The sequence below is a fragment of the Flavobacterium sp. genome, assembly GCF_031422135.1.
Taxonomy (GTDB): domain Bacteria; phylum Bacteroidota; class Bacteroidia; order Flavobacteriales; family Flavobacteriaceae; genus Flavobacterium.
The window spans coordinates 1-19,674 of record NZ_JANOQD010000105.1 but is presented as its reverse complement, the minus strand read 5'-3'; the positions used below and the strand labels follow the sequence as shown (position 1 = coordinate 19,674).

General features: G+C 31.2%; 22 protein-coding genes. 3 read left to right on the top strand and 19 right to left on the bottom strand.

The genetic code is table 11. From position 1 onward, the window contains the following. Positions 1-81: 81 nt before the first annotated feature. Entirely contained in the window at positions 82-615 is a 534-nt protein-coding gene (locus RMO70_RS13295; RefSeq protein WP_310556923.1) for a hypothetical protein, read from the bottom strand. 311 nt (positions 616-926) lie between these two features. Between RMO70_RS13295 and RMO70_RS13290 the strand changes: the two genes are divergently transcribed. From RMO70_RS13290 to RMO70_RS13280, 3 genes are all read left to right on the top strand, one after another. Continuing rightward, positions 927-2,684 (top strand): Ig-like domain-containing protein, encoded by a 1,758-nt coding sequence (locus tag RMO70_RS13290; protein ID WP_310556922.1) that lies wholly within the window; start codon positions 927-929, stop codon positions 2,682-2,684. A 31-nt stretch (positions 2,685-2,715) separates the two neighbouring features. Continuing rightward, entirely contained in the window at positions 2,716-4,728 is a 2,013-nt protein-coding gene (locus RMO70_RS13285) for an OmpA family protein (protein WP_310556921.1), read from the top strand. 131 nt (positions 4,729-4,859) lie between these two features. Continuing rightward, a complete protein-coding gene (locus RMO70_RS13280) occupies positions 4,860-6,680 on the top strand; it encodes a hypothetical protein (RefSeq protein ID WP_310556920.1) in 1,821 nt (606 codons plus the stop codon). A gap of 63 nt (positions 6,681-6,743) precedes the next feature. On the opposite strand, the gene RMO70_RS13275 is transcribed toward RMO70_RS13280, so the two are convergent. The 18 genes from RMO70_RS13275 to RMO70_RS13190 form a co-directional block, all read right to left on the bottom strand. Continuing rightward, positions 6,744-7,088 carry a hypothetical protein gene (locus RMO70_RS13275; RefSeq protein ID WP_310556919.1) on the bottom strand — a complete coding sequence of 115 codons (345 nt, stop codon included), beginning with the start codon at positions 7,086-7,088 and terminating at the stop codon, positions 6,744-6,746. Further along, entirely contained in the window at positions 7,085-7,438 is a 354-nt protein-coding gene (locus tag RMO70_RS13270) for a hypothetical protein (RefSeq protein ID WP_310556918.1), read from the bottom strand. The genes RMO70_RS13275 and RMO70_RS13270 overlap by 4 nt, the downstream gene beginning before the upstream one ends. Before the next feature lie 18 nt (positions 7,439-7,456). Further along, positions 7,457-7,687 carry a YtxH domain-containing protein gene (locus RMO70_RS13265; protein ID WP_310556917.1) on the bottom strand — a complete coding sequence of 77 codons (231 nt, stop codon included), beginning with the start codon at positions 7,685-7,687 and terminating at the stop codon, positions 7,457-7,459. A gap of 20 nt (positions 7,688-7,707) precedes the next feature. Then, positions 7,708-7,860 (bottom strand): lmo0937 family membrane protein, encoded by a 153-nt coding sequence (locus RMO70_RS13260; RefSeq protein WP_310556916.1) that lies wholly within the window; start codon positions 7,858-7,860, stop codon positions 7,708-7,710. Positions 7,861-7,876: 16 nt separating this feature from the next. Then, positions 7,877-8,527 (bottom strand): porin family protein, encoded by a 651-nt coding sequence (locus tag RMO70_RS13255; protein WP_310556915.1) that lies wholly within the window; start codon positions 8,525-8,527, stop codon positions 7,877-7,879. Positions 8,528-8,686: 159 nt separating this feature from the next. After that, entirely contained in the window at positions 8,687-9,142 is a 456-nt protein-coding gene (locus RMO70_RS13250) for a hypothetical protein (protein ID WP_310556914.1), read from the bottom strand. A gap of 33 nt (positions 9,143-9,175) precedes the next feature. Further along, on the bottom strand, positions 9,176-9,361 hold the full coding sequence (locus tag RMO70_RS13245; RefSeq protein ID WP_310556913.1) for a general stress protein CsbD: 186 nt from the start codon (positions 9,359-9,361) through the stop codon (positions 9,176-9,178). A gap of 122 nt (positions 9,362-9,483) precedes the next feature. Then, the gene (locus RMO70_RS13240; RefSeq protein ID WP_310556912.1) at positions 9,484-9,972 is read right to left on the bottom strand and encodes a hypothetical protein; all 489 of its coding nucleotides are present in this window, start codon (positions 9,970-9,972) and stop codon (positions 9,484-9,486) included. 99 nt (positions 9,973-10,071) lie between these two features. Continuing rightward, complete coding sequence (locus RMO70_RS13235) at positions 10,072-10,494, bottom strand: low affinity iron permease family protein (RefSeq protein WP_310556911.1); 423 nt, start codon at positions 10,492-10,494, stop codon at positions 10,072-10,074. Between the two features lies 1 nt (position 10,495). Next, positions 10,496-10,879, bottom strand: coding sequence for a hypothetical protein (locus tag RMO70_RS13230; protein WP_310556910.1), 384 nt, complete (start codon positions 10,877-10,879; stop codon positions 10,496-10,498). A gap of 99 nt (positions 10,880-10,978) precedes the next feature. Continuing rightward, complete coding sequence (locus RMO70_RS13225) at positions 10,979-11,203, bottom strand: hypothetical protein (protein WP_310556909.1); 225 nt, start codon at positions 11,201-11,203, stop codon at positions 10,979-10,981. Between the two features lie 83 nt (positions 11,204-11,286). Continuing rightward, positions 11,287-11,538 (bottom strand): hypothetical protein, encoded by a 252-nt coding sequence (locus RMO70_RS13220; RefSeq protein ID WP_310556908.1) that lies wholly within the window; start codon positions 11,536-11,538, stop codon positions 11,287-11,289. A gap of 121 nt (positions 11,539-11,659) precedes the next feature. Continuing rightward, positions 11,660-12,097, bottom strand: a complete 438-nt coding sequence (locus tag RMO70_RS13215; RefSeq protein ID WP_310556907.1) for a hypothetical protein — start codon at positions 12,095-12,097, stop codon at positions 11,660-11,662. 113 nt (positions 12,098-12,210) lie between these two features. After that, a complete protein-coding gene (locus RMO70_RS13210; protein WP_310556906.1) occupies positions 12,211-12,756 on the bottom strand; it encodes a DUF1003 domain-containing protein in 546 nt (181 codons plus the stop codon). 252 nt (positions 12,757-13,008) lie between these two features. Beyond that, positions 13,009-15,534, bottom strand: a complete 2,526-nt coding sequence (locus tag RMO70_RS13205; RefSeq protein ID WP_310556905.1) for a multicopper oxidase domain-containing protein — start codon at positions 15,532-15,534, stop codon at positions 13,009-13,011. 118 nt (positions 15,535-15,652) lie between these two features. Next, positions 15,653-16,096 carry a DUF6799 domain-containing protein gene (locus RMO70_RS13200; protein ID WP_310556904.1) on the bottom strand — a complete coding sequence of 148 codons (444 nt, stop codon included), beginning with the start codon at positions 16,094-16,096 and terminating at the stop codon, positions 15,653-15,655. 76 nt (positions 16,097-16,172) lie between these two features. Further along, positions 16,173-18,296 (bottom strand): copper-translocating P-type ATPase, encoded by a 2,124-nt coding sequence (locus RMO70_RS13195; RefSeq protein WP_310556903.1) that lies wholly within the window; start codon positions 18,294-18,296, stop codon positions 16,173-16,175. Between the two features lie 110 nt (positions 18,297-18,406). Further along, positions 18,407-19,674, bottom strand: a 1,268-nt coding sequence (locus RMO70_RS13190) for a BamA/TamA family outer membrane protein (RefSeq protein WP_310556902.1), incomplete at its 5' end; no start/stop codon positions are given.

Below are 19,674 nucleotides of genomic sequence, written 5' to 3'. Positions count from 1 at the left end.
TTCCAAAAGAATTAAAAATAGCAAAAAAATCGACTCATAAATGAATCGATTTTAAATTTGAATTAACCTTCTTTAAACTTATTATTTGATTACTCTGTATTTTTCGATAGTAACCTTATCTGATTTATCATCGTAGATTTCTACAATTAAGTCGCCATTGGTATCAAAATAACCTATCGCCGTTTTTTTTTCTGATCTAAATATGTAACTATTGGTTGATGTTTTACGCAACAACGCAGGTTTAGAATTTCCATAAGTTAGTACATAACCTGATGCGTCTAATGCTAGTCTATACTTATTACCGTTAGACTCATAATAAGAGCTTCTGTCAACGTCTACTGTTCTAGTGCTTCCATCAGGGTTTGTGATTTTTGTAGTTGTAGTCACACTTATAGGAGAGTTGATTGTTGGTATATTAATTGTATTGGCTTTTTCTTGTCCTAACTCTATTTTTTGAACCTCATTGCTAACTTCTTTTTTGACTGTTTTATGCAATCCATCTGAATCTTTTACAGTAGATGTTGTCGTTTTAGTCGCTGTTTGTGTATTTGTGTTTTGCGCTTGAATATTTATTGAAAATAAAAGCGTCATCGTTCCTAAAATAATTGTTTTCATAATATTGTTTTTAGATTATTACATTACAAATTTACATTTATAGACTTTTAGAATTATTTTTAAAAATTGTATAATTCACACCTATTTATCGAATTGAAGACATGATATTGTTAATCTTTTATAATTTGAACCGATTTTAAAAAAACAAGAAATTTAAAATTATTAAATTTTCCATTATAATTTTCAAATGCCTCTTTAAGCTTAAAATAGATATGAATTATACAACATTATGTAAGTAATGTATAAGTTTTTGATTAATCTTCAAACGACCTTTGTATAGTGAAAACTACTTCACAATTAATATTAATGAAATGAAAATAAATAAACTTATAACTATGATGACTTTGTTCATTATAGTTTTATTCTCCGGATGTGCCAAGGATGATTTTCAAGAAACCTTTGGTTTGTGTCCTGAAGTAAGTGCAACAAGCCCTCTAAATGGCGAGACGAGTGTGCCACTATATAAAGTAATATCGGTAACGTTTAATGAAGAAATGAATCCTGCAACTATTACACAAACTTCGTTTACAGTTGTTTCAGGAACATCGCCCATAGCTGGAACAATTTCTTATTCTGCAAAAACAGCAATATTTACACCAACTGGTAATCTTATTGCTAACACTACCTATATAGGTAAAGTAACAACATTGGCAAAAGATTTAAAAGGAAACGCTTTACAAGCAGATTATATTTGGACTTTTAGTACAGGCACAACTTTGTTACCACTTGTTACAGCAACAGATCCTGCAAACTTAGCAACAGGAGTTGTTTTGAATAAAATTGTTACCGCCACTTTTAATACTCCAATGGATCCGGCAACATTAAATACAACAACATTCACTTTAAATCAAGGCGCAACAGCAATAGCTGGAACGGTTTCTTATTCAGGAACGAATGCTAGTTTTACACCAACACTGCCCTTTTTAGCAAATACTATTTATACTGGAACGATTACTACTGGAGCAAAAAATGCTGACGGAGTAGCCATTGCAAGTAACTATGTTTGGAGTTTTACTACTGGAACAATTTCTGCTCCTTTTGTAACAGTTACTGATCCATTAAATAATGCAACAGGAGTTGCGCTAAATAAAATTATTACTGCCACTTTCAATACACCAATGGATCCGTTAACAATTTCGGCCACTACATTTACTTTAAAAATTGGTGCAACAGCTGTATTAGGTACTGTTACCTATAGTGGTTTTACGGCTACATTCACTCCAACAAGCAATCTTTTACCAAATACAACTTATACTGCAACAATAACAACTGGAGCAAAAAATCTAGGAGGTATTCCTTTAGTAAGTAATTATGTATGGAGTTTTAGTACTGTAGTAGTTCCAAATTTAGGAAGTGCTTCAATATTTGGTGCTTTTGGAGGTAATGCAGGAATTACCAATCAAGGATTAAACACAGTTATAAATAACGGAAGTATTGCTACAACAGCTGCTTCAACTTTAATAACTGGCTTTCACGATTCAAATGCAATTTATACCGAAACGCCTCTTAATGTTGGAAATGTAACTGGAAGTATTTATACTGCCCCGCCAGCTCCAGGAACAGCAGCATCGTTTGCCATTGCATCACAAGGATTACTGGATGCTAATGCCGCTTATTTGAGTATTTCTCCTGCATCAATGCCAGGCGGAATTGATCCTGGAGCAGGTGAACTTGGAGGTTTGACTTTAGCTCCTGGAATTTACAAATCGGCAAGTGGAACATTTAATATATCTAATGGAAACTTAACTCTTGATGCTCAAGGCAACCCTAATGCGGTTTGGATTTTTCAAACTGCTGCTGGATTAACAGTAGGAATTGCTGGACCAACTGGAGCAAGAAGTGTCCTAATGATAAATGGAGCTTTGCCTAAAAATGTGTTTTGGTACGTAGGAAGTGCAGCCACTATAAATGGAGCTGGAGGTGGCGTTATGACTGGAACTATTATTGCAAATTCAGGAGTTACTTTTTCAACAGCTGGAAATGCTACTCAAACCGTTTTAAACGGAAGAGCTATTTCATTAGTTGCCTCTGTAACTATGGTTAATACAACAATAAACGTTCCTAATTAAAATTCAAAATAGTAATAAATAATTTCAGAAAATGAAAACAAATAATCATATAAAAATAGGATCACGCCAAGCGAGGTCCTTGAATAGCCTATCAGTAAAAAGTTTTATTTTAATTACTTTGATATGGTTCGCAATACAAACTCCTGTTCAGGCTCAAGAAACACAATATACAACACCATCGTGGTGGTTTGGGGCAGCAGTCGGTTCAAATTTTAATTTCTATCATGGTTCAACTCAAGTTTTGAATGCTGATTTTGCTTCGCCTGCGACATTCCACAACGGTAAGGGAATAGGTTTGTATCTTGCACCACTTGTAGAATATCACCGTCCAAACACGTATTGGGGTTTTATGTTTCAAGCAGGATTTGATAATCGCGAAGGAAAATTTAACCAAATCACTACGGCTTGTAATTGCCCAGCTGATTTATCTACAAAATTAAGATACTTTACAATAGAACCCAGCTTACGATTGGCTCCTTTTAAATCTAATTTTTATGTATATGCAGGGCCGAGAATTGCATTTAATAATTCGAAATCGTTTGAATATCAATTGGGTATCAATCCTAATTTCCCATCACAACCGGCTAGCCCAGGAGTGAATGGCGATTTTAGTAACATCAAAAATACCATAGTTTCTATGCAAATTGGTATGGGATATGATATTCCTATCAATTCAACTATAGCCAAAACCCAATGGATTTTTTCTCCTTTTGTGGCGTTTCAACCTTATTTTGGACAAAATCCTCGAGATATAGAAACTTGGAATTTAACCACTGTGAGAGCTGGATTTACATTGAAATTTGGAAGTGGAAAAGAAATAGAAAGTGTCAAAATTGTTGATGCAGAAGTACAGTTTTCGGTTCAAACACCCAAAAATGAGGTTGTAACAAACCGTATGCGTGAAGTTTTTCCATTGCGTAATTATATCTTTTTTAACGTAGGTTCTACAGAAATTCCTGATCGCTATGTGCTTTTGACTAAAAACCAAGTAAAAGATTTCAAAGAAGATCAAGTACAATTTACTACTCCAAAAAGAACTTCAGGTCGTTCAGAAAGACAAATGGTTGTGTATTACAATGTTATCAATATTCTTGGTGATCGTATGCAAAAATTCCCTTCATCGACTATAAAATTAGTAGGTTCGTCAGAAAAAGGTTCAGATGATGGTCGTGCAATGGCCACAACAGTTAAAAATTATTTAACCTCAGTTTTTGGAATCGATTCTTCAAGAATTACTGTTGAAGGTAGGGTTAAACCACTTATTCCATCTGAGCAACCTGAAGGAAGGCTAGAATTGGATTTGCTTCGTGAGGGAGATCAAAGGGTTACAATAGAAACGTATTCGCCTGAACTGTTGATGGAATTTCAAAGTGGTGATGCTCCGTTGAAACCAGTAGAAATAGTTTCATTAGAACAAAACAAAAATAGAGATGATATTGCCTTTAATGTTGCAGGATCAAAAGAAGCGTTTACAACTTGGACATTAGAATTGAAAGATGAAAATGGAAAAGTCAAAAATTTTGGACCTTATTCTGAAGATAAAGTAATAGTTTCTAGAAATACTATTCTAAAAAATCAACAACAAGGCAATTTCAATGTTACGATGGTTGGTCAAACTAAAAGTGGTAAAACCGTTAGAAAAGAAACAAGTGTTTACATTTTGCCTTATGTAGCACCACAAATTCAGGAAAGTATCCGATTTAGTGTTATTTATGAATTCAATGAGTCAAAATCAATCGCTATTTATGAAAAATATTTAACTGAAATTGTAACTCCAAAAATACCAAATGGTGGTACGGTTGCAATTAAAGGTCATACTGATATTATTGGGAAAGAAGGGTATAATCAAAATTTATCTCTAGAAAGAGCCAATGATGTTAGAAGTATTATCGAAAAGAAGCTTGCAAAATTAGGAAGAACCGATGTGAAATTTCAAATTTACGGTTATGGAGAAGATCCAAATTATTCGTTATTTGAAAATAAATATCCTGAAGAACGTTTTTATAATCGTACTGTTGTAATAGATCTTATTCCTAAAAACTAACTTCTTAAAAATTATTCTAAAAAGGACAGCATTTGTTGTCCTTTTTGGTTTAATCAAAACCATTATCGTTCTATTAATAAGAACTTCTCTGGTCAGCTTTTCGATTTTATAGATAATTTTATATAATGATTATGAAGTTCAAATTACTATTTTATACGCTGATAATTTTCAGTTGTCAGCTCTCGTTTGCGCAAGAAAAAGGAAAGAAAAAAGACTCCTCAGAAGTATATCGTGATATTGAAAAATATTCAAAAAAAAGAAAGTTTACCAAATTTATTCATAAACTGATTTTTGAACCTGTTGCCAAACAAAAAGTTAGAAAAAGTAGTTTTCGGAAAATAAAACAAATTAATTATGCACAATATGAAGGCAAAATAATTCGAGATATAAAAATTACAACATTAGATCCGTTTGGATATTCTGATGTCGATTCTACAAAAATTCCTAAAATATTTTTATACAAAACAGGAAATGTACTGCATCTAAAAACGAAGAATTTAGCAATTCTAAACTTACTTTTAATTCAAAAAAATGATCCTTTAGATTCGCTCTTAATTAAAGAATCCGAAAGATTAATTCGGAGTCAGCGGTTTATAAGAAGTGTTACCTCTACTATAGAACTGATTGCAAAAGATTCTGTAGATGTGTCGATTCGGGTTTTAGACTCCTGGAGTTTGATTCCTGATTTTTCGAGTTCCACCTCAAAATCTAATTTTTATCTGAAAGAAAGAAATTTTCTTGGTACTGGTCACGAATTTTCAAACTCCTATTCTAAAAGCCTTACAAACAGTCAAAATGGATACAGTACAAGTTATACAATTCCTAATGTTTACAATACTTTTATAAGCACACGATTGAGTTATACTATTGATTTAGTCGGGGATTATGCTAAATCAATTAACATAGAACGACCTTTTTTTTCTCCTTATGCACGTTGGGGCGCAGGAATTTATTTGGGTCAAAATTTGAATAAAATTGTAGCTTTAAATGCAAATCTAATCGAAGATACTCAAAATGCTAAATACAATTTTCAGGATTATTGGGCTGGACATTCGTTTCAAATTTTTAAAGGAAATTCAGAATACAATCGAGCAACAAATCTAATTACAAGTGCTCGATATTTCCATAAAAATTTTATAGAAAAACCGTTTGTAAACAAAGATAGTTTGTCGATTTACAACTCTGAAAACTTATATTTAATAGGCTTGGGCATTTCGTCCAGAAAATTTACACAAGACAAATACATTTTTAATTTTAATATTACTGAAGATGTTGCTTCTGGATTTGTATATAATGTAACAACAGGTTATCAAAAAAAATACAATGAATTTCAATTTTATACAGGCGCGAGAATTGCTATTGGCAGTTATTTTGAGTTTGGGTATTTGAGTGGCAATTTAGAATACGGTACTTTCATAAATACTGGAAAAACCAATCAAAGCACTTCAAGCTTAAAACTGGTTTATTTTAGTAATATTCAAGAATTTGGAAAATGGAAATTTCGTCAATTTATAAAACCGCAAATTGTTATTGGTAATAACCGATTGGATACAAATGCTGATAAATTAACTTTAAATGGTGCGACAGGAATAACAGGTTTTAGTAGCGAAACACTGTTTGGAACCAAGAAATTATTGGTTACTTTTCAAACGCAAAGTTATTCGCCTTGGCGTATTATGGGATTTCGATTGAATCCTTATTTCAGTTATACGGCTGGGATGCTTGGTCAAAGAAGCATTGGTTTTAAACGCAGTAAATTATACTCTCAAATTGGTTTGGGTGTTATAATCAGTAATGATTATTTGGTTTTTAATTCGTTTCAATTTTCATTTTCATTTTATCCCAATATTCCAGATGGTAATTCAGCTTTTAAAACCAATTCCATTTCGACTTCTGATTTTGAATTACAAGGATTTGAAATTTCTAAACCAGTTTTGGTAGATTATAGATAGTCTATTTTAAACAAAAAAACCGAAACTTTCGAATCGGTTTTTAACTTATTGGAACAAATATCTTCAATCTATATCACTAGATTTCTTCGGTTTTTTTCCAACAAAATTTTTTAATGCGAATTTTAAAACTTTTCCCAAAACCCGTTTTATAGGATTTACTGAATCTTCATTTAGCAAGTTTTTGGTCAAATAACTTGTTCCAAAACCAATGGCTCCGTTTATTAAATTCGCCTTTAAATCGGGAGAAGAAATAAATTCTTGCGTAGCAGATTTAATTAAATTTAAAGGTTTGAAACTATCAATTGTTGCATAATATTGTTGTTTTAAAATCAAAAAATCATCTTCTTGTTTGTTTTTCAAAAAAGTAATTTTTTCTTTAAGTGCAATGTTTTCGTTTATCCGTTTCATAACACATTTTCATTTTTCATTTTATTTATAATAAAATTGCTTACTGGGTTTTTTACCCATTCTTCTCTAAAAATATAAAGCAAAAACGCCAAACAAAAATATCCAAATCCAACTACAAAAAAACCATAGTAAATTTCCCCTAATTCTTGCCCTACCCAAAGAGCTAATCCAACGTTTATAAGCAACAAAAACATAACAACTACAATAGTCATAGCTACTTTTACAGCTAAATTAGAAAATATATCTGCCGATTTATATACCGCTTCATATTTGCATAATTCTAGCGTTGTTTTGCTATAAATTTCTGCTTTTTCAATTAATTTTTCTATTGTTGCGGTAGAATTCTCCATTATTTTTGTTTATAAATATTATTTTTGAGTAACGGCCGTTTTGGCCTCTTCCAAAAAACTGTCGTACTTATCTGCAACGCCTTGGTATAATTCGTCAAATTTACCTTTCAATTCATCTGCATAGTCTTGTCCTTTGTCCATAATTCTTCTTCTAGTTTTTGAGCCTTTCTCGGGTGCAAATAATATACCTAATAATGCCCCTACTCCAATTCCTAATAAAACGCCTGCTGCTGTTTTTCCTGATTCCATAATTTCTGATTTTAAATTGATTATACTTTTCTTCCTTGTATCAATCTTAATAATACCGCAATAACTGCAATAACTAATAAGATATGAATGATTGCTCCTGCGCTATAAGCAAAGAATCCTATAGCCCAAAAAATGATTAAAATAACCGCGATTGTATAGAGTAAATTTCCCATAATAGTTTGATTTAAGTTATAATATTGAATATGAAACATATAAATTGATAACGCTATTTTTGCCGTCAGGGAAAGTGTAATTTGTTCCCAGAAAACTTCTTTCCTTACCTACTTTTTGTAAGCCGTAATTATAGCGAACCCCAAAACCGAGTTGATCTGCATCGAAACCAACACCAACGGAAAGTCCCATATCAAACTTGTTGTAATCTTCGTTTTTTAGATTATTTTCAATGTCAAATAATGTTCCTTGCGAATCATTAATTGCATTTCCATCAACCAAATACGCTATATAAGGTCCTGCGTGAATATTAAAATTATTGGTCAAATTGATAACCAACAAAACAGGAAGCTCGATATAATTCAGGTTGAATTTTGCAGCTCCGTTTACGAAATAATTGTTGTAAGTTAGCTTTGCTCCTTTTGTTGTGTATAGCAATTCGGGTTGAATAGCCAACGATGATGTAATAGGTAATTTAGCAAATAATCCTGCATTAAAACCTGTTAAAACATTAGTATCTTCAACATTATCGGTGTAAAGATTAGAGAAATTTACTCCACCTTTGAAACCAAATTTTAGTTTAGATGAATCGCTAGAATTTTGCGAAAATGTAAATTGTGAATGGCTAATTAATAACGCAATTGCCATTATAGTTTTTAAGTTTTTCATTTTTATTTTTATTAATTTGTGACTTTATGATTACTGTACAAAGATGATTTTTATTGATAATGAATATGTTACATAACTTTTACTAAAACTTGTAATATTCACACCTAAGATTATTATATAAAAAAACGAGAAATAAATCTCGCTTTTTCTAAGTACAATTTATTTTTTATTATTGATTGTTAAATCTTTAAAAGCCTGTCCAAGCCCAGTCATATCAGAATCGAATTCACGTTTAAAAGTTTCCCAATCGGTTTGATTATTTTCATAATCTGTAATTCTGGTTTTTAAAGCCTCATTTTTATCGACCAATGCTTCAATATTTTTTTTGTAAGCAGCATCGAAAGTTTTTCCTGGTTTTTTCATTGCAGTTTGCAATTCCATAATTCGAGTTTCGTTTTCAGAAATTGTTTTGTTGGCTTCCATTTTATAGTCTTGCCATTCAGCATCATTTGCTTTTATAACCTCGTCGTTGTTGACTTCTTCGGTTACTTTATTCAAATCGTCTGTAGCCTCAACAACTTCTTCAACTGCATCTGCTTGTTTTTCTTCATTATTTTTACAACTTGTAAATAGTGCGCCAGCTAGTATTGCGAGCATTAAAATTGACTTTTTCATATTTAATAAATTTAAAATTAATAATTATGTTGATTATATTTTGTCTAAAATTTTTCGAAGTTCTTCTTTGGATTTACCTAACTTTACTTGAAGCCTTCCTAACATCTCCTCTTTTTTTCCGTCAAGAAATAGCAAGTCATTATCGGTTAAATCAGCAAAACGTTCTTTGAGTTTTGCTTTTTGAATTTCCCATTCGCCTTTTAATTCTGTTGTATTCATCTTTATAAATATTTTAATTAAGAATGTATTTCCTTAACATTACAAAGTTGCGGATTATTAGAAAATAATGTTTTATAGAATTTTAATCTAATGTTGTAAGATTCACACGTTTGCACTTGCTATTAAAAACGATATCTAATACCTAAAGCAATGTCTGGACCAAAATTATTGTCTCGATAAGAATCTGAATTAAAATACAATTCAGGTCTAATGTCTAATGATATTTGCAAAGGAATATCAAAATCATATTCTATCCCTAAATCTCCAGCTACAAACGCAAAAGTCCCATTGTCGTTATTAAATTTATTATCTAAACTCCAGCTTCCTAAACCACCACCAACACCAGCATACCAATTAAATCCACCTTCAATATTCCAAACCCATTGGTATAAACCTGCTAGTTTAATTGCATCAACATTATTACTATTTCTCCAACCTAAATCTAATTCTAATCTATTGTTAGTAGCTAATTTTCTTTGATACGAAATTTCTCCACCAAATCCGTCATTATCTCCAAGACGTAAACCCAATGCATTTTTCGAAATACTTTGAGCTTGAGTGCTAAATGTTAAACCTATTAACAAACTAGCAACTAATATACTTTTTTTCATAATTTTAAAATTTATTATTGTTTTATATAGGCAAAGATGTGAACTAAAATACCATTCTATATTATATAATTTTATTAAAAAATAGTAATATTTACATATTTAAATCTGATTTTCGATATTTATTTCTTTAAGTGCGTTGTCTAATTCTTCATCGACGGTATCCTCAGTTTCAATATATTCTTTATACAGTTCAACGATTTCCTTTTCTGTTTTTAGACTAGTATTCATTACGGAATTATTGGCTGGTTCGTGAGATGATATTAATTCGTTAATTTTTAAATGCATTAATGCTGAATTACGATTGAATGATTTTTGGATAATAAATAGGCTTAAAAATGTGGTGCCAAAAATAATATCTCCAATATTTTGATGCATATTATTAGAAGTAAATAAATTTGTCGACCACCAGAAAATAACCATAATCAAGGCAATAATAAAACTAATAGAATTGCCCAAAACCTTTGTAGCAAAAGCAGTTAGTTTCTCAAAAATCAATTCAATATTTAGATACGTTTTTTCCATTTTAATCAATATAAAAACATTCGTTTACAAAAGAAATTTGTTGATTTTTAGTCAATTCATCAGTATTTTTAATAGTGATTTTTACTGATCTAAAATTGTTATCATCATTTAAAATATTCATCAATTCTGTTTTTGCAGTGGTAAAACCAAATAATAAAACTTCATTATATTTTAGGATTTCATCTATTATTTTTTTATAAAACTCATTTTGCATATCTTGTTCTTTATTATGTAAATGACTTTCACCTTTTTGCAAAATTTTCTCTTTTTCAAAATGATTAAAATCTGATTTTATAGTTTTTACTTCTTTGGCAGTATCATTATATTCAATGAGGTTTGCCATAAAATGATCCATATAAACGGCTATTCTTTTTGTTGTTTTCATCTGTATGTATTATTTGTTTTTTATTGGAAGAAGCAACACTCATAATCAACTTGCTACTGTATCCAGATAATTTAGATAAGTGTTTCAAAGGATAAAATTTTAAAAATTATTAATAAAACTATGATGATTTGGAGCATACTTGCGAAGTAGTGTTTCTAAAGAATCATAATATTCTTGTAAAATTCTGCTGTTGATTTCTGGCGAATCTTCACTCGGAATTGTAACTGGCATTTCATTTAAAAATTTCATCAACTCAGGAAATTCATTGCGAATAGTCATTGTGATTTTTAAAATATTTTCGTTGATTTCTGACTCTGTTTTCATAATAATATTTCTATTTAATTAAAAAAGCACCAAAGATATTTTGATGCTTTTTAAGAATTAAAAATTAACCAAAAATCAAACTCTTAAACTATTGCTTTTTGTTTTTTCTTGTTTTTATTTTGTGCCTTTATTGCCAAATCCGTTTGGTCTTTTGCTTTGCAATTACAACCACAAGCCATTGTGCTGTTGCCAGCCATTTGGTGTTTTGCGGCTTCGTGATGATGCATTGCTGCTGCTTCGTGGTGCATTGCTGCTTTTTTGTGATTGTCTACTATTTTTTGACTTTCAACTTCTGGATCTCTTACCTTTTTTTCTGTGCCAATTACTCCAATCATTTTTTGCAAATTTACTGTTGTGAATGAATTTTCATAACTGTACAAATTTCAACTATTGTTCTTAATTAATTGTTATACAACTATTTATATAAGTTGTAATATTCATAGGTTCATAATTAAATTAATGCTTTCCTTTTTTGTTTCCTTTTTTATTATTGCGATGATTGCCATTATTATGATCACCATCATTTCTTCTAGATTTTTCCCAATTGTTGTTACTTTTATAGTATTTAACCCTATGATTTTTATAATGAGTATAAGGATTTTGACCGTGATAATCATTTAAAACCACCACATAACCTGTGTTCAAATCATAGCTTCTGTAGCGTCTTGGCAATGATCTAGAACGAATCCAAACTCCATTATTAAGATAAATAAATTGAGATTGATGAATATCATAATAGGAATCAATATCTGGTAGATAATAATATTCTTCAGTTGTAACTGTTGGTCCCCAAACAGGAGGTGTTCCCAAATTTACATTTACTTGAACTTGTGCTTGCGAGAAGCTAAATACTAAAAGAAATGTTCCTAATATAAATAATTTAAATGTTTTCATTTTTTTAAAAACTTAAAGTTGTGAATTCATTTTCATAACCATACAAAGTTGCTTTTTCGACTGCAATTATATGTTACACAACTATTTATAAAAGTTTCAATATTCACATATTTTTATATTTTTTTATTGATTTTTAAGTTAATTTCTTTTAACAATTCAAATTGCTTTTCTTGGGTTTCAAATAAGGTTTTGATTTGTTCTTCGAGCAATACATCAATTTTTTGATTGAGACTTCTAATTTGCATTTCGGCTTTTAGATTAATTAAATAATCATTTTCACTACGTTTTCTATCTTTTTCTTCCTGTCTATTTTGACTCATCATAATAATTGGTGCTTGCAATGCCGCAATACAAGATAAAATCAAATTCATCAAAATAAATGGGAATGGGTCAAACTTGTAAACGCCAATTGCTAAAACATTAAAAACAATCCAAATTGTTAAAACAACAAAAAAAGAAATTATAAATTTCCAACTACCTCCAAAAAGGGCTACGGAATCAGATATTTGCTGACCTTTTGTAAGGTTTTCAATTTCAGGATTAGACAAATTATGAATAATTAATTCTTCAGCATCAATGGATTCTTTTACAATTTTATGCAATTTTTCTAGATGTTTTTGTTCGTCTGATAACAATTTACTTATAGTTTCATTCTTCATAATTATTTGAATTTAAAAAAGAGATTGTCAATAAAGTTTTTCAATTTTATTTTCAAATGCATTTGCCAAGCTTAAATAATATTACTTTTTGATTGTAACTTAAATTTTCTATGCAATTTTATTTGATTTTAAGTTGTTTTAAACTTTTGACAATCTCTTATAAAAAACCTACCTAACTATTACAAAGATGATTTATTTGAATTAAATTGTTGTTATATAATTTTTGATTAAAGTTATACTATTCATAGTTTTTTAATAATTCAAATTCAGTCCAACTCCTAAACCCATATCGCTATCATAATGAGTGGTTACCCCAAAATTTCTTTTAATAATATATCTCAATCCTGCCATATATTCTTTATCAGTGTTCCACATTAAGTTCATTCGCAATCGTTTAGAAACTGGAATGTCCATTCGTTCCAATTGTAATCTAAAATTTCCATCGGTGAAAACTTCGGCTTGTGCTTTGATTAACATAGGCATTGTGTATTCTAAACCTGCACTAAAAACGCCTCGATTGTCTTTGGTGTTGGTCTGATTGAAAAGATTTTCTTCCACCTCACCATCCATTTTTCGGTAACGCCAATCAAAACCTATAAAAGGCATCAACCATTGCATTTTTCCAAGATATCTTCCAATGTGTGTTTCAGTTTCGTAACCGTGATGGTCGGTATAACCCAATCTCCATTCGGTTCCAATGCTCCAACGTGTACTACTAAACATAATCATTCCGTCATTTCCATTGGTAGCAAAATCATTTTCGCCCATAAAATGAAACTTTCGGTCTTCGCCAAATAATTTTTTTTGTGCTAGTTTTGGATTTGGAATTAACGGATTTTTAGCTTGATTTTCATAGGTAAAAACGCGTCCCATTCCAGCCATCATATGAAATAAAATATGACAATGAAAAAACCAATCGCCATCTGCATTCGCATTAAATTCGATTGCATCAGTTTCCATTGGCATAATATCGATGGTGTTTTTGAGTGGTGAATAATCTCCTTGACCATTCAAAACTCTAAAATCGTGACCGTGTAAATGCATAGGGTGACGCATCATCGAACCATTATACAAGGTAATTCGAACATTTTCGCCTTTTTTAATTAAAATTTTATCGGTTTCAGAAACTACTTTATTGTCTAAACTCCAAACGTAACGATTCATATTTCCTGATAGTTCAAATCGTAATTCCTTTACAGGTGCATCTTTTGGAAGGTTGGTTTTAAAAGGTGATTTTAACATCGCATAATTTAATGTTGTTATGTCTGAAAGTTCATTGCTGTTATAATCGTTTTCAGTCATTTTCATATCATTCATATCGTGTTTAGAATGATCCATTTTCTTTTTACCTTTTTCTTCTATTTTCTCTACTTTATTTTCTTTTTTCTCAACTTCTCCAGTAATTTCTGGATACATCACCACATTCATATCCATTTGATTGTAAGACATTTTCATTCCCATATCGTCTAAATCACCATTCATTTTCATCATTGAATTCATCATTTTCATTCCTTCAAAATATTTTAATTTTGGAAGTGGTGTTGTCAATTGTCTAACTCCTTCACCAATATATAATGATGCCGATTTGGTTCTGTCTTCGGATGTTGCCAATAATTCGTAAGAGGTTTTATTTGCTGGAATTTCTACAATTACATCATAAGTTTCAGAAACTGGAATAAGTAATCTATCCACTTCAACTGGTTCAACATCGTTTCCATCATTGGCTACGACCGTAATTTTTCCTCCAGCATAAGTCAGCCAAAAATAACTTGAAGCGCCACCATTTGATATTCGCAAACGTACTTTATCGCCAGATTTGAATTGCGATAATTGACTTTCATTTTTCCCATTTATTAGAAATTTTTCATAATAAATATCACTAACATCCATCGCATTCATTCGTTTCCACTCGTTTGCAATTTTTGTTTTAAAATGTCCAGCTCGAATGGCTTCGGCATAACTTTGCGTAGTTCCTTTTTTTATGGCAAACCAATCGGTTGCATTATGTAACATTCTGTGAATATTATTAGGATTGATATCACTCCATTCGCTTAAAATTATTGGAATGGTTGGTAAATCATCAATACCATCACGAAATTTCTTGTCTTCTGATTTTTTATTTAAAATCATAGAACCATACATTCCTATTTGCTCTTGCAAACCCGAATGACTATGATACCAATGCGTTCCGTTTTGAATTATTGGAAACGAATATTTGTGCGTAGTGCCAGGTTCAATAGGCATTTGCGTTAAATATGGAACGCCATCTTCTTTGTTGGGCAACATTAATCCGTGCCAATGCAATGAGGTGCTTTCTTTCAATTCGTTATGAACATAAATCTCTGCTGTATCTCCTTCTGTAAACGTTAATGTTGGCATCGGAATTTGTCCGTTTACAGCAATGGCACGTTTTGGTTTGTTGCCAATAGTTACCATTGTATCTCGAACATATAAATCATAACGCAGTGTTTTTGAAATAGTTTTGGGTTTTATTTTAGTTTCAATAACTGATTTTTTTATGGGTAAATCAGTAGTTTCTTTTTTAGATTCAGGATTTACTTCTTTGGTTGTAATTGGTTTTTTTACAACTGATTTTTTTGTGGTTTTTGATTTTTCTTTGATTAAAGTCATTCCACAAATTGGACAATTTCCAGGTTTGCTTTCGTGAATTTGCGGATGCATTATGCAAGTGTAAAACGTTTGTGGTTTTGTTTTAACTTGTGCATTTGCAAAATTCAGTATGCAAATAAATACTAAAATTGATAATTTGAAATTCATAATTATAACTTTTTAAAAGGAAATCATCATCAATTTGTTTAAAATAAGTTTCTAAAAATTGATGATAATTTTCTAAAACAATGATTAATACATTCTATTGAATTTGATTAAAAAAGTTTTATTTTTTTTGTTTAACCAAATCCATTCCGCATTTAGGGCATTTACCAGGTTTGTTACTGGTAACTTCTGGGTGCATTGGGCAACTATAATTCATAACTGCCATTTTTTTAGTTTTATTAGTTTCCATTTTTTTCATTTTATCTGTACACATTTTTCCACTCATTTCCATACAATCTCCTTCTTTCATTTGCATTTTTGTACCGTCCTTCATAATACACTCTCCGTTGACCATACATTTTGTGCCATTTTTCATTACCATATCATTTTTCATTGGCATAGTTTTACCGTCTTTCATTACCATCATTTTTCCATCTTTCATCATACAACAATCTTTCATCATTGACGATTTTTTTGTTTGAGCGTTAGTACTTAATGAGATTACCATTAAAAACAGTGTTAATAATGAAACCGTTTTTGTGGAAATCAATTTTAAATTTTTCATAATAAATATATTTTAATTCTCTTCAGTTCCGCTGTTGCCCGGTCTTCAGTTTCGCTGTTACCCGATTTTTTATTTTCTAAAGTTTTATACTTCGTAAACGTAATGCATTTGCAATTACAGAAACCGAGCTAAAACTCATAGCCAGAGCAGCAATCATAGGTGAAAGCAAAATTCCAAACGTTGGATATAAAACACCCGCAGCTATTGGAACTCCCAAAACATTGTAGAAAAAAGCAAAAAATAAGTTTTGTTTGATATTTCGCATTACAGCATGGCTTAAATTCTTGGCTTTTACGATGCCTTGTAAATCTCCTTTTACTAATGTGATTTTGGCACTTTCAATGGCAACATCAGTTCCTGTGCCCATTGCAATTCCAATGTCGGCTTGTGCTAATGCTGGAGTATCATTTATTCCATCGCCAGCCATAGCTACTATTTTACCTTCGGATTGTAATCGTTTGATTTCGTTTAATTTGTCTTCTGGCAAACAGCCTGCTTTATAAGATGCTAAATTTAATTCATCGGCAACGGCTTTGGCTGTATTTACATTGTCGCCAGTAAGCATAATTACTTCAACTCCTTGACGCATTAATTCTTTTATAGCGTCTTTGCTAGATGTTTTTATAGCATCTGTAATCGATACAAAACCTACTACAACACCATCGACAGCAATATAAGAAACGGTTTTTCCTAGTTTTTGTTCGGCTATAATTTTGCTTTCTAAATCGTCGGAAATACTCGCTTTGACTTGTTCCATTAATTTTTTGTTTCCTAATGCTACTTTTTTGTTGGTTACTGTTCCAATAACTCCTTTTCCTGCAACGGCTTCAAAATCTTTTACATCTATTAAAGAAATGGTTTTTGTTTTAGCAAAATTTACGACAGCTTGCGCCAAAGGATGTTCACTATATTGATTTAAAGAAGCTATGTTTTGCAACAAATTATTTTCTTCATTATTAACCGAATAAATTTTTTCGACTGATGGTTTTCCTTCGGTAATTGTTCCTGTTTTATCGGTAATTAGAACATTTACTTTGTTCATATTTTCTAAAGCTTCTGCATTTTTTATCAAAACACCCATTTGCGCACCTTTTCCAACACCAACCATTACCGACATTGGTGTTGCTAAACCTAAAGCACAAGGACAAGCAATAATTAAAACTGCAATTGCGTTAATAAATCCGTAAACTAATGCTGGTTCTGGACCAAATTTCGCCCAAACCAAAAAGGTAATTACCGAAATAATAACTACAATTGGCACAAAATACTTAGCAATACCATCTGCTAATTTTTGAATTGGCGCTTTGGAACGACTGGCATCATTGACCATTTTTACTATTTGCGAAAGCACCGTTTCTGAACCTACTTTTTCGGCAACCATTACAAAGGATTTGTTGCCGTTTATTGTTCCCGCAATTACAGTATCATCTTTCTTTTTATCAACTGGAATGGGTTCGCCAGTAATCATTGCCTCGTCTATACTGCTTTCTCCATCAGTTATTTTTCCGTCAACTGGAATTTTGTCTCCAGGTTTTACACGTAACAAATCGCCTTTTTTGATATCGTGAATGGAGATTGTTTTATCATTCCCATCAATGACTAAAGTAGCTTCGGTTGGTGCGAGTTTTAATAATTCTTTGATTGCTCCACTGGTTTGACTGTGTGCTTTGGCTTCTAACAATTGTCCTAATAAAACCAATGTTAGAATTACTGTGGTGGCTTCAAAATATAATAAAACGGCTCCAGTTTGGGTTTTGAATTCATTCGGAAAAATAGACGGAAAAAACATTCCGACTAAACTAAATAAAAAGGCAACATCTGTTCCAATTCCAATTAAGGTAAACATATTCAAATTCCAAGTAATTATAGATTTCCAAGCACGTACAAAAAATATCCAACAAGCATAAAAAACTACTGGAAGTGATAGTATCAATTGAACCCAATTCCACTTTGTGGCATCCATTATTTTGAGCAATGGATTATTTGAAATCATTTCTATCATAGCAATCGCAAAAACTGGAACAGTAAATAGTACAGCTACTTTCATTTTTTTGACCAAATCTTTGTAGATTTTTTGGTCTTCAGAATCACTGGGATTCATTGGTACTAAATCCATTCCGCAAATAGGACAAGAACCCGAAGTTTCTTTAATAATTTCAGGATGCATTGGACAAGTGAATAGTGTTTTTACTGTTTCCATTTTTGTTTTAATGATAGGATCATAGTATATAAATTTCAAGGTTTTAAATGAAAATCATATTATACAATTCTTACTAAAAGTTGTACAATTCATATTTTTTAAATAAGTATTTAAAACGGATAACCAATAGCTAAATTAAAAACTAAGTTTTCATTGCGCCAAGCATTATTCCCAAAGGCAATTTTGTTTAAAACCCATCTCTCACCATCAGTTAAATAAGGTTTTCTCAATGGAAATGCCAAATCTGTTCGCAAGACCAAAAACGAAAAATCAAATCGTAAACCGATGCCTGTTCCAACGGCAATTTCCTTGATAAAATCTTTTGTGAATTTTGAATTTGGTTTATTAATATTATCGTTTAACAACCAAATATTTCCAGCGTCAACAAATAATGCTCCATTAATAAATCTATAAATATTGGCTCGATATTCTGTAGAAAATTCTAATTTTAAATCGCCCGATTGGTCTGGCAAAAAAGTATTTGTTGTAGTATCTTTAAAACTTCCTGGCCCAATGGATCTTGCTCTAAATGCCCGAATACTATTGGTTCCTCCATTGAAAAATTGCTTTATAAATGGCATTTCATCTGAATTTCCATAAGCAAAGCCAACGCCAGCAATCAATCGGCTTACGAGTTGAGAATTTTTATTTAATTTTAAATTATGTTTAAATTCGTTTTCAAACTTAACGAATTGACTAAACGGAACACCAAAAACTCGAGTTGTGTCGCCTTTTTTGATATTTGAACCTGCAATTAAACCCGTGATATTTGCCGAAAAATCAGCACTAAATTTGTTGTAAATGGTGTGTTTTTTTCTTTTTTTCATCATATTTGAATAAGTAAACGAATAAGTTGGTCCAAAAATTAATTGTTCTTCGATTACTTTTTCTAATGATGGATTGGCAAGAATTTGCGATTTATACAAATCAGAAACATTTTGCGGACTTGCAAATGTAATTTCTGTTACGTTCAATTCGTGTTCTTTTCGTTCGTTCTCTTTCCATAAATACCCAAACGAGGCTTTAAAAGTTTCCAATGCATACAGTTTTGTTCGATTTTGATATTCATAACCTATTGTTGCTTTGGTTTTTGGCACATATCCGCTTGAAGAAGAGAACTTGAAAGGGGCAATAATTCTGGGCCAAAATAAGTTGGCTTCAGATCCAAATCTGTAAACATTAAAACCATTATTTTCGCCAGAAAGTTGAACTTCAAATCCGCCAAAAGCCGAAATTGTTAATAATTCTGCTCCACGAAACGTGTTTCTGTTGCTCCAATTTACATTCAATTCTGTACCTGTATAATTGGCTGAATTGGTTTTGCCTAACAATTCAACTCGAATGGATTTGCGAGTGAATGGCGTTAAATAATAATAAG

What these genes read in the sequence shown, in the direction of transcription:
- RMO70_RS13295 (WP_310556923.1), bottom strand. Translation starts at nt 615, where the DNA reads ATGAAAACAATTATTTTAGGAACGATGACGCTTTTATTTTCAATAAAT.
- RMO70_RS13290 (WP_310556922.1), top strand. Translation starts at nt 927, where the DNA reads ATGAAAATAAATAAACTTATAACTATGATGACTTTGTTCATTATAGTT.
- RMO70_RS13285 (WP_310556921.1), top strand. Translation starts at nt 2,716, where the DNA reads ATGAAAACAAATAATCATATAAAAATAGGATCACGCCAAGCGAGGTCC.
- RMO70_RS13280 (WP_310556920.1), top strand. Translation starts at nt 4,860, where the DNA reads ATGAAGTTCAAATTACTATTTTATACGCTGATAATTTTCAGTTGTCAG.
- RMO70_RS13275 (WP_310556919.1), bottom strand. Translation starts at nt 7,088, where the DNA reads ATGAAACGGATAAACGAAAACATTGCACTTAAAGAAAAAATTACTTTT.
- RMO70_RS13270 (WP_310556918.1), bottom strand. Translation starts at nt 7,438, where the DNA reads ATGGAGAATTCTACCGCAACAATAGAAAAATTAATTGAAAAAGCAGAA.
- RMO70_RS13265 (WP_310556917.1), bottom strand. Translation starts at nt 7,687, where the DNA reads ATGGAATCAGGAAAAACAGCAGCAGGCGTTTTATTAGGAATTGGAGTA.
- RMO70_RS13260 (WP_310556916.1), bottom strand. Translation starts at nt 7,860, where the DNA reads ATGGGAAATTTACTCTATACAATCGCGGTTATTTTAATCATTTTTTGG.
- RMO70_RS13255 (WP_310556915.1), bottom strand. Translation starts at nt 8,527, where the DNA reads ATGAAAAACTTAAAAACTATAATGGCAATTGCGTTATTAATTAGCCAT.
- RMO70_RS13250 (WP_310556914.1), bottom strand. Translation starts at nt 9,142, where the DNA reads ATGAAAAAGTCAATTTTAATGCTCGCAATACTAGCTGGCGCACTATTT.
- RMO70_RS13245 (WP_310556913.1), bottom strand. Translation starts at nt 9,361, where the DNA reads ATGAATACAACAGAATTAAAAGGCGAATGGGAAATTCAAAAAGCAAAA.
- RMO70_RS13240 (WP_310556912.1), bottom strand. Translation starts at nt 9,972, where the DNA reads ATGAAAAAAAGTATATTAGTTGCTAGTTTGTTAATAGGTTTAACATTT.
- RMO70_RS13235 (WP_310556911.1), bottom strand. Translation starts at nt 10,494, where the DNA reads ATGGAAAAAACGTATCTAAATATTGAATTGATTTTTGAGAAACTAACT.
- RMO70_RS13230 (WP_310556910.1), bottom strand. Translation starts at nt 10,879, where the DNA reads ATGAAAACAACAAAAAGAATAGCCGTTTATATGGATCATTTTATGGCA.
- RMO70_RS13225 (WP_310556909.1), bottom strand. Translation starts at nt 11,203, where the DNA reads ATGAAAACAGAGTCAGAAATCAACGAAAATATTTTAAAAATCACAATG.
- RMO70_RS13220 (WP_310556908.1), bottom strand. Translation starts at nt 11,538, where the DNA reads ATGATTGGAGTAATTGGCACAGAAAAAAAGGTAAGAGATCCAGAAGTT.
- RMO70_RS13215 (WP_310556907.1), bottom strand. Translation starts at nt 12,097, where the DNA reads ATGAAAACATTTAAATTATTTATATTAGGAACATTTCTTTTAGTATTT.
- RMO70_RS13210 (WP_310556906.1), bottom strand. Translation starts at nt 12,756, where the DNA reads ATGAAGAATGAAACTATAAGTAAATTGTTATCAGACGAACAAAAACAT.
- RMO70_RS13205 (WP_310556905.1), bottom strand. Translation starts at nt 15,534, where the DNA reads ATGAATTTCAAATTATCAATTTTAGTATTTATTTGCATACTGAATTTT.
- RMO70_RS13200 (WP_310556904.1), bottom strand. Translation starts at nt 16,096, where the DNA reads ATGAAAAATTTAAAATTGATTTCCACAAAAACGGTTTCATTATTAACA.
- RMO70_RS13195 (WP_310556903.1), bottom strand. Translation starts at nt 18,296, where the DNA reads ATGGAAACAGTAAAAACACTATTCACTTGTCCAATGCATCCTGAAATT.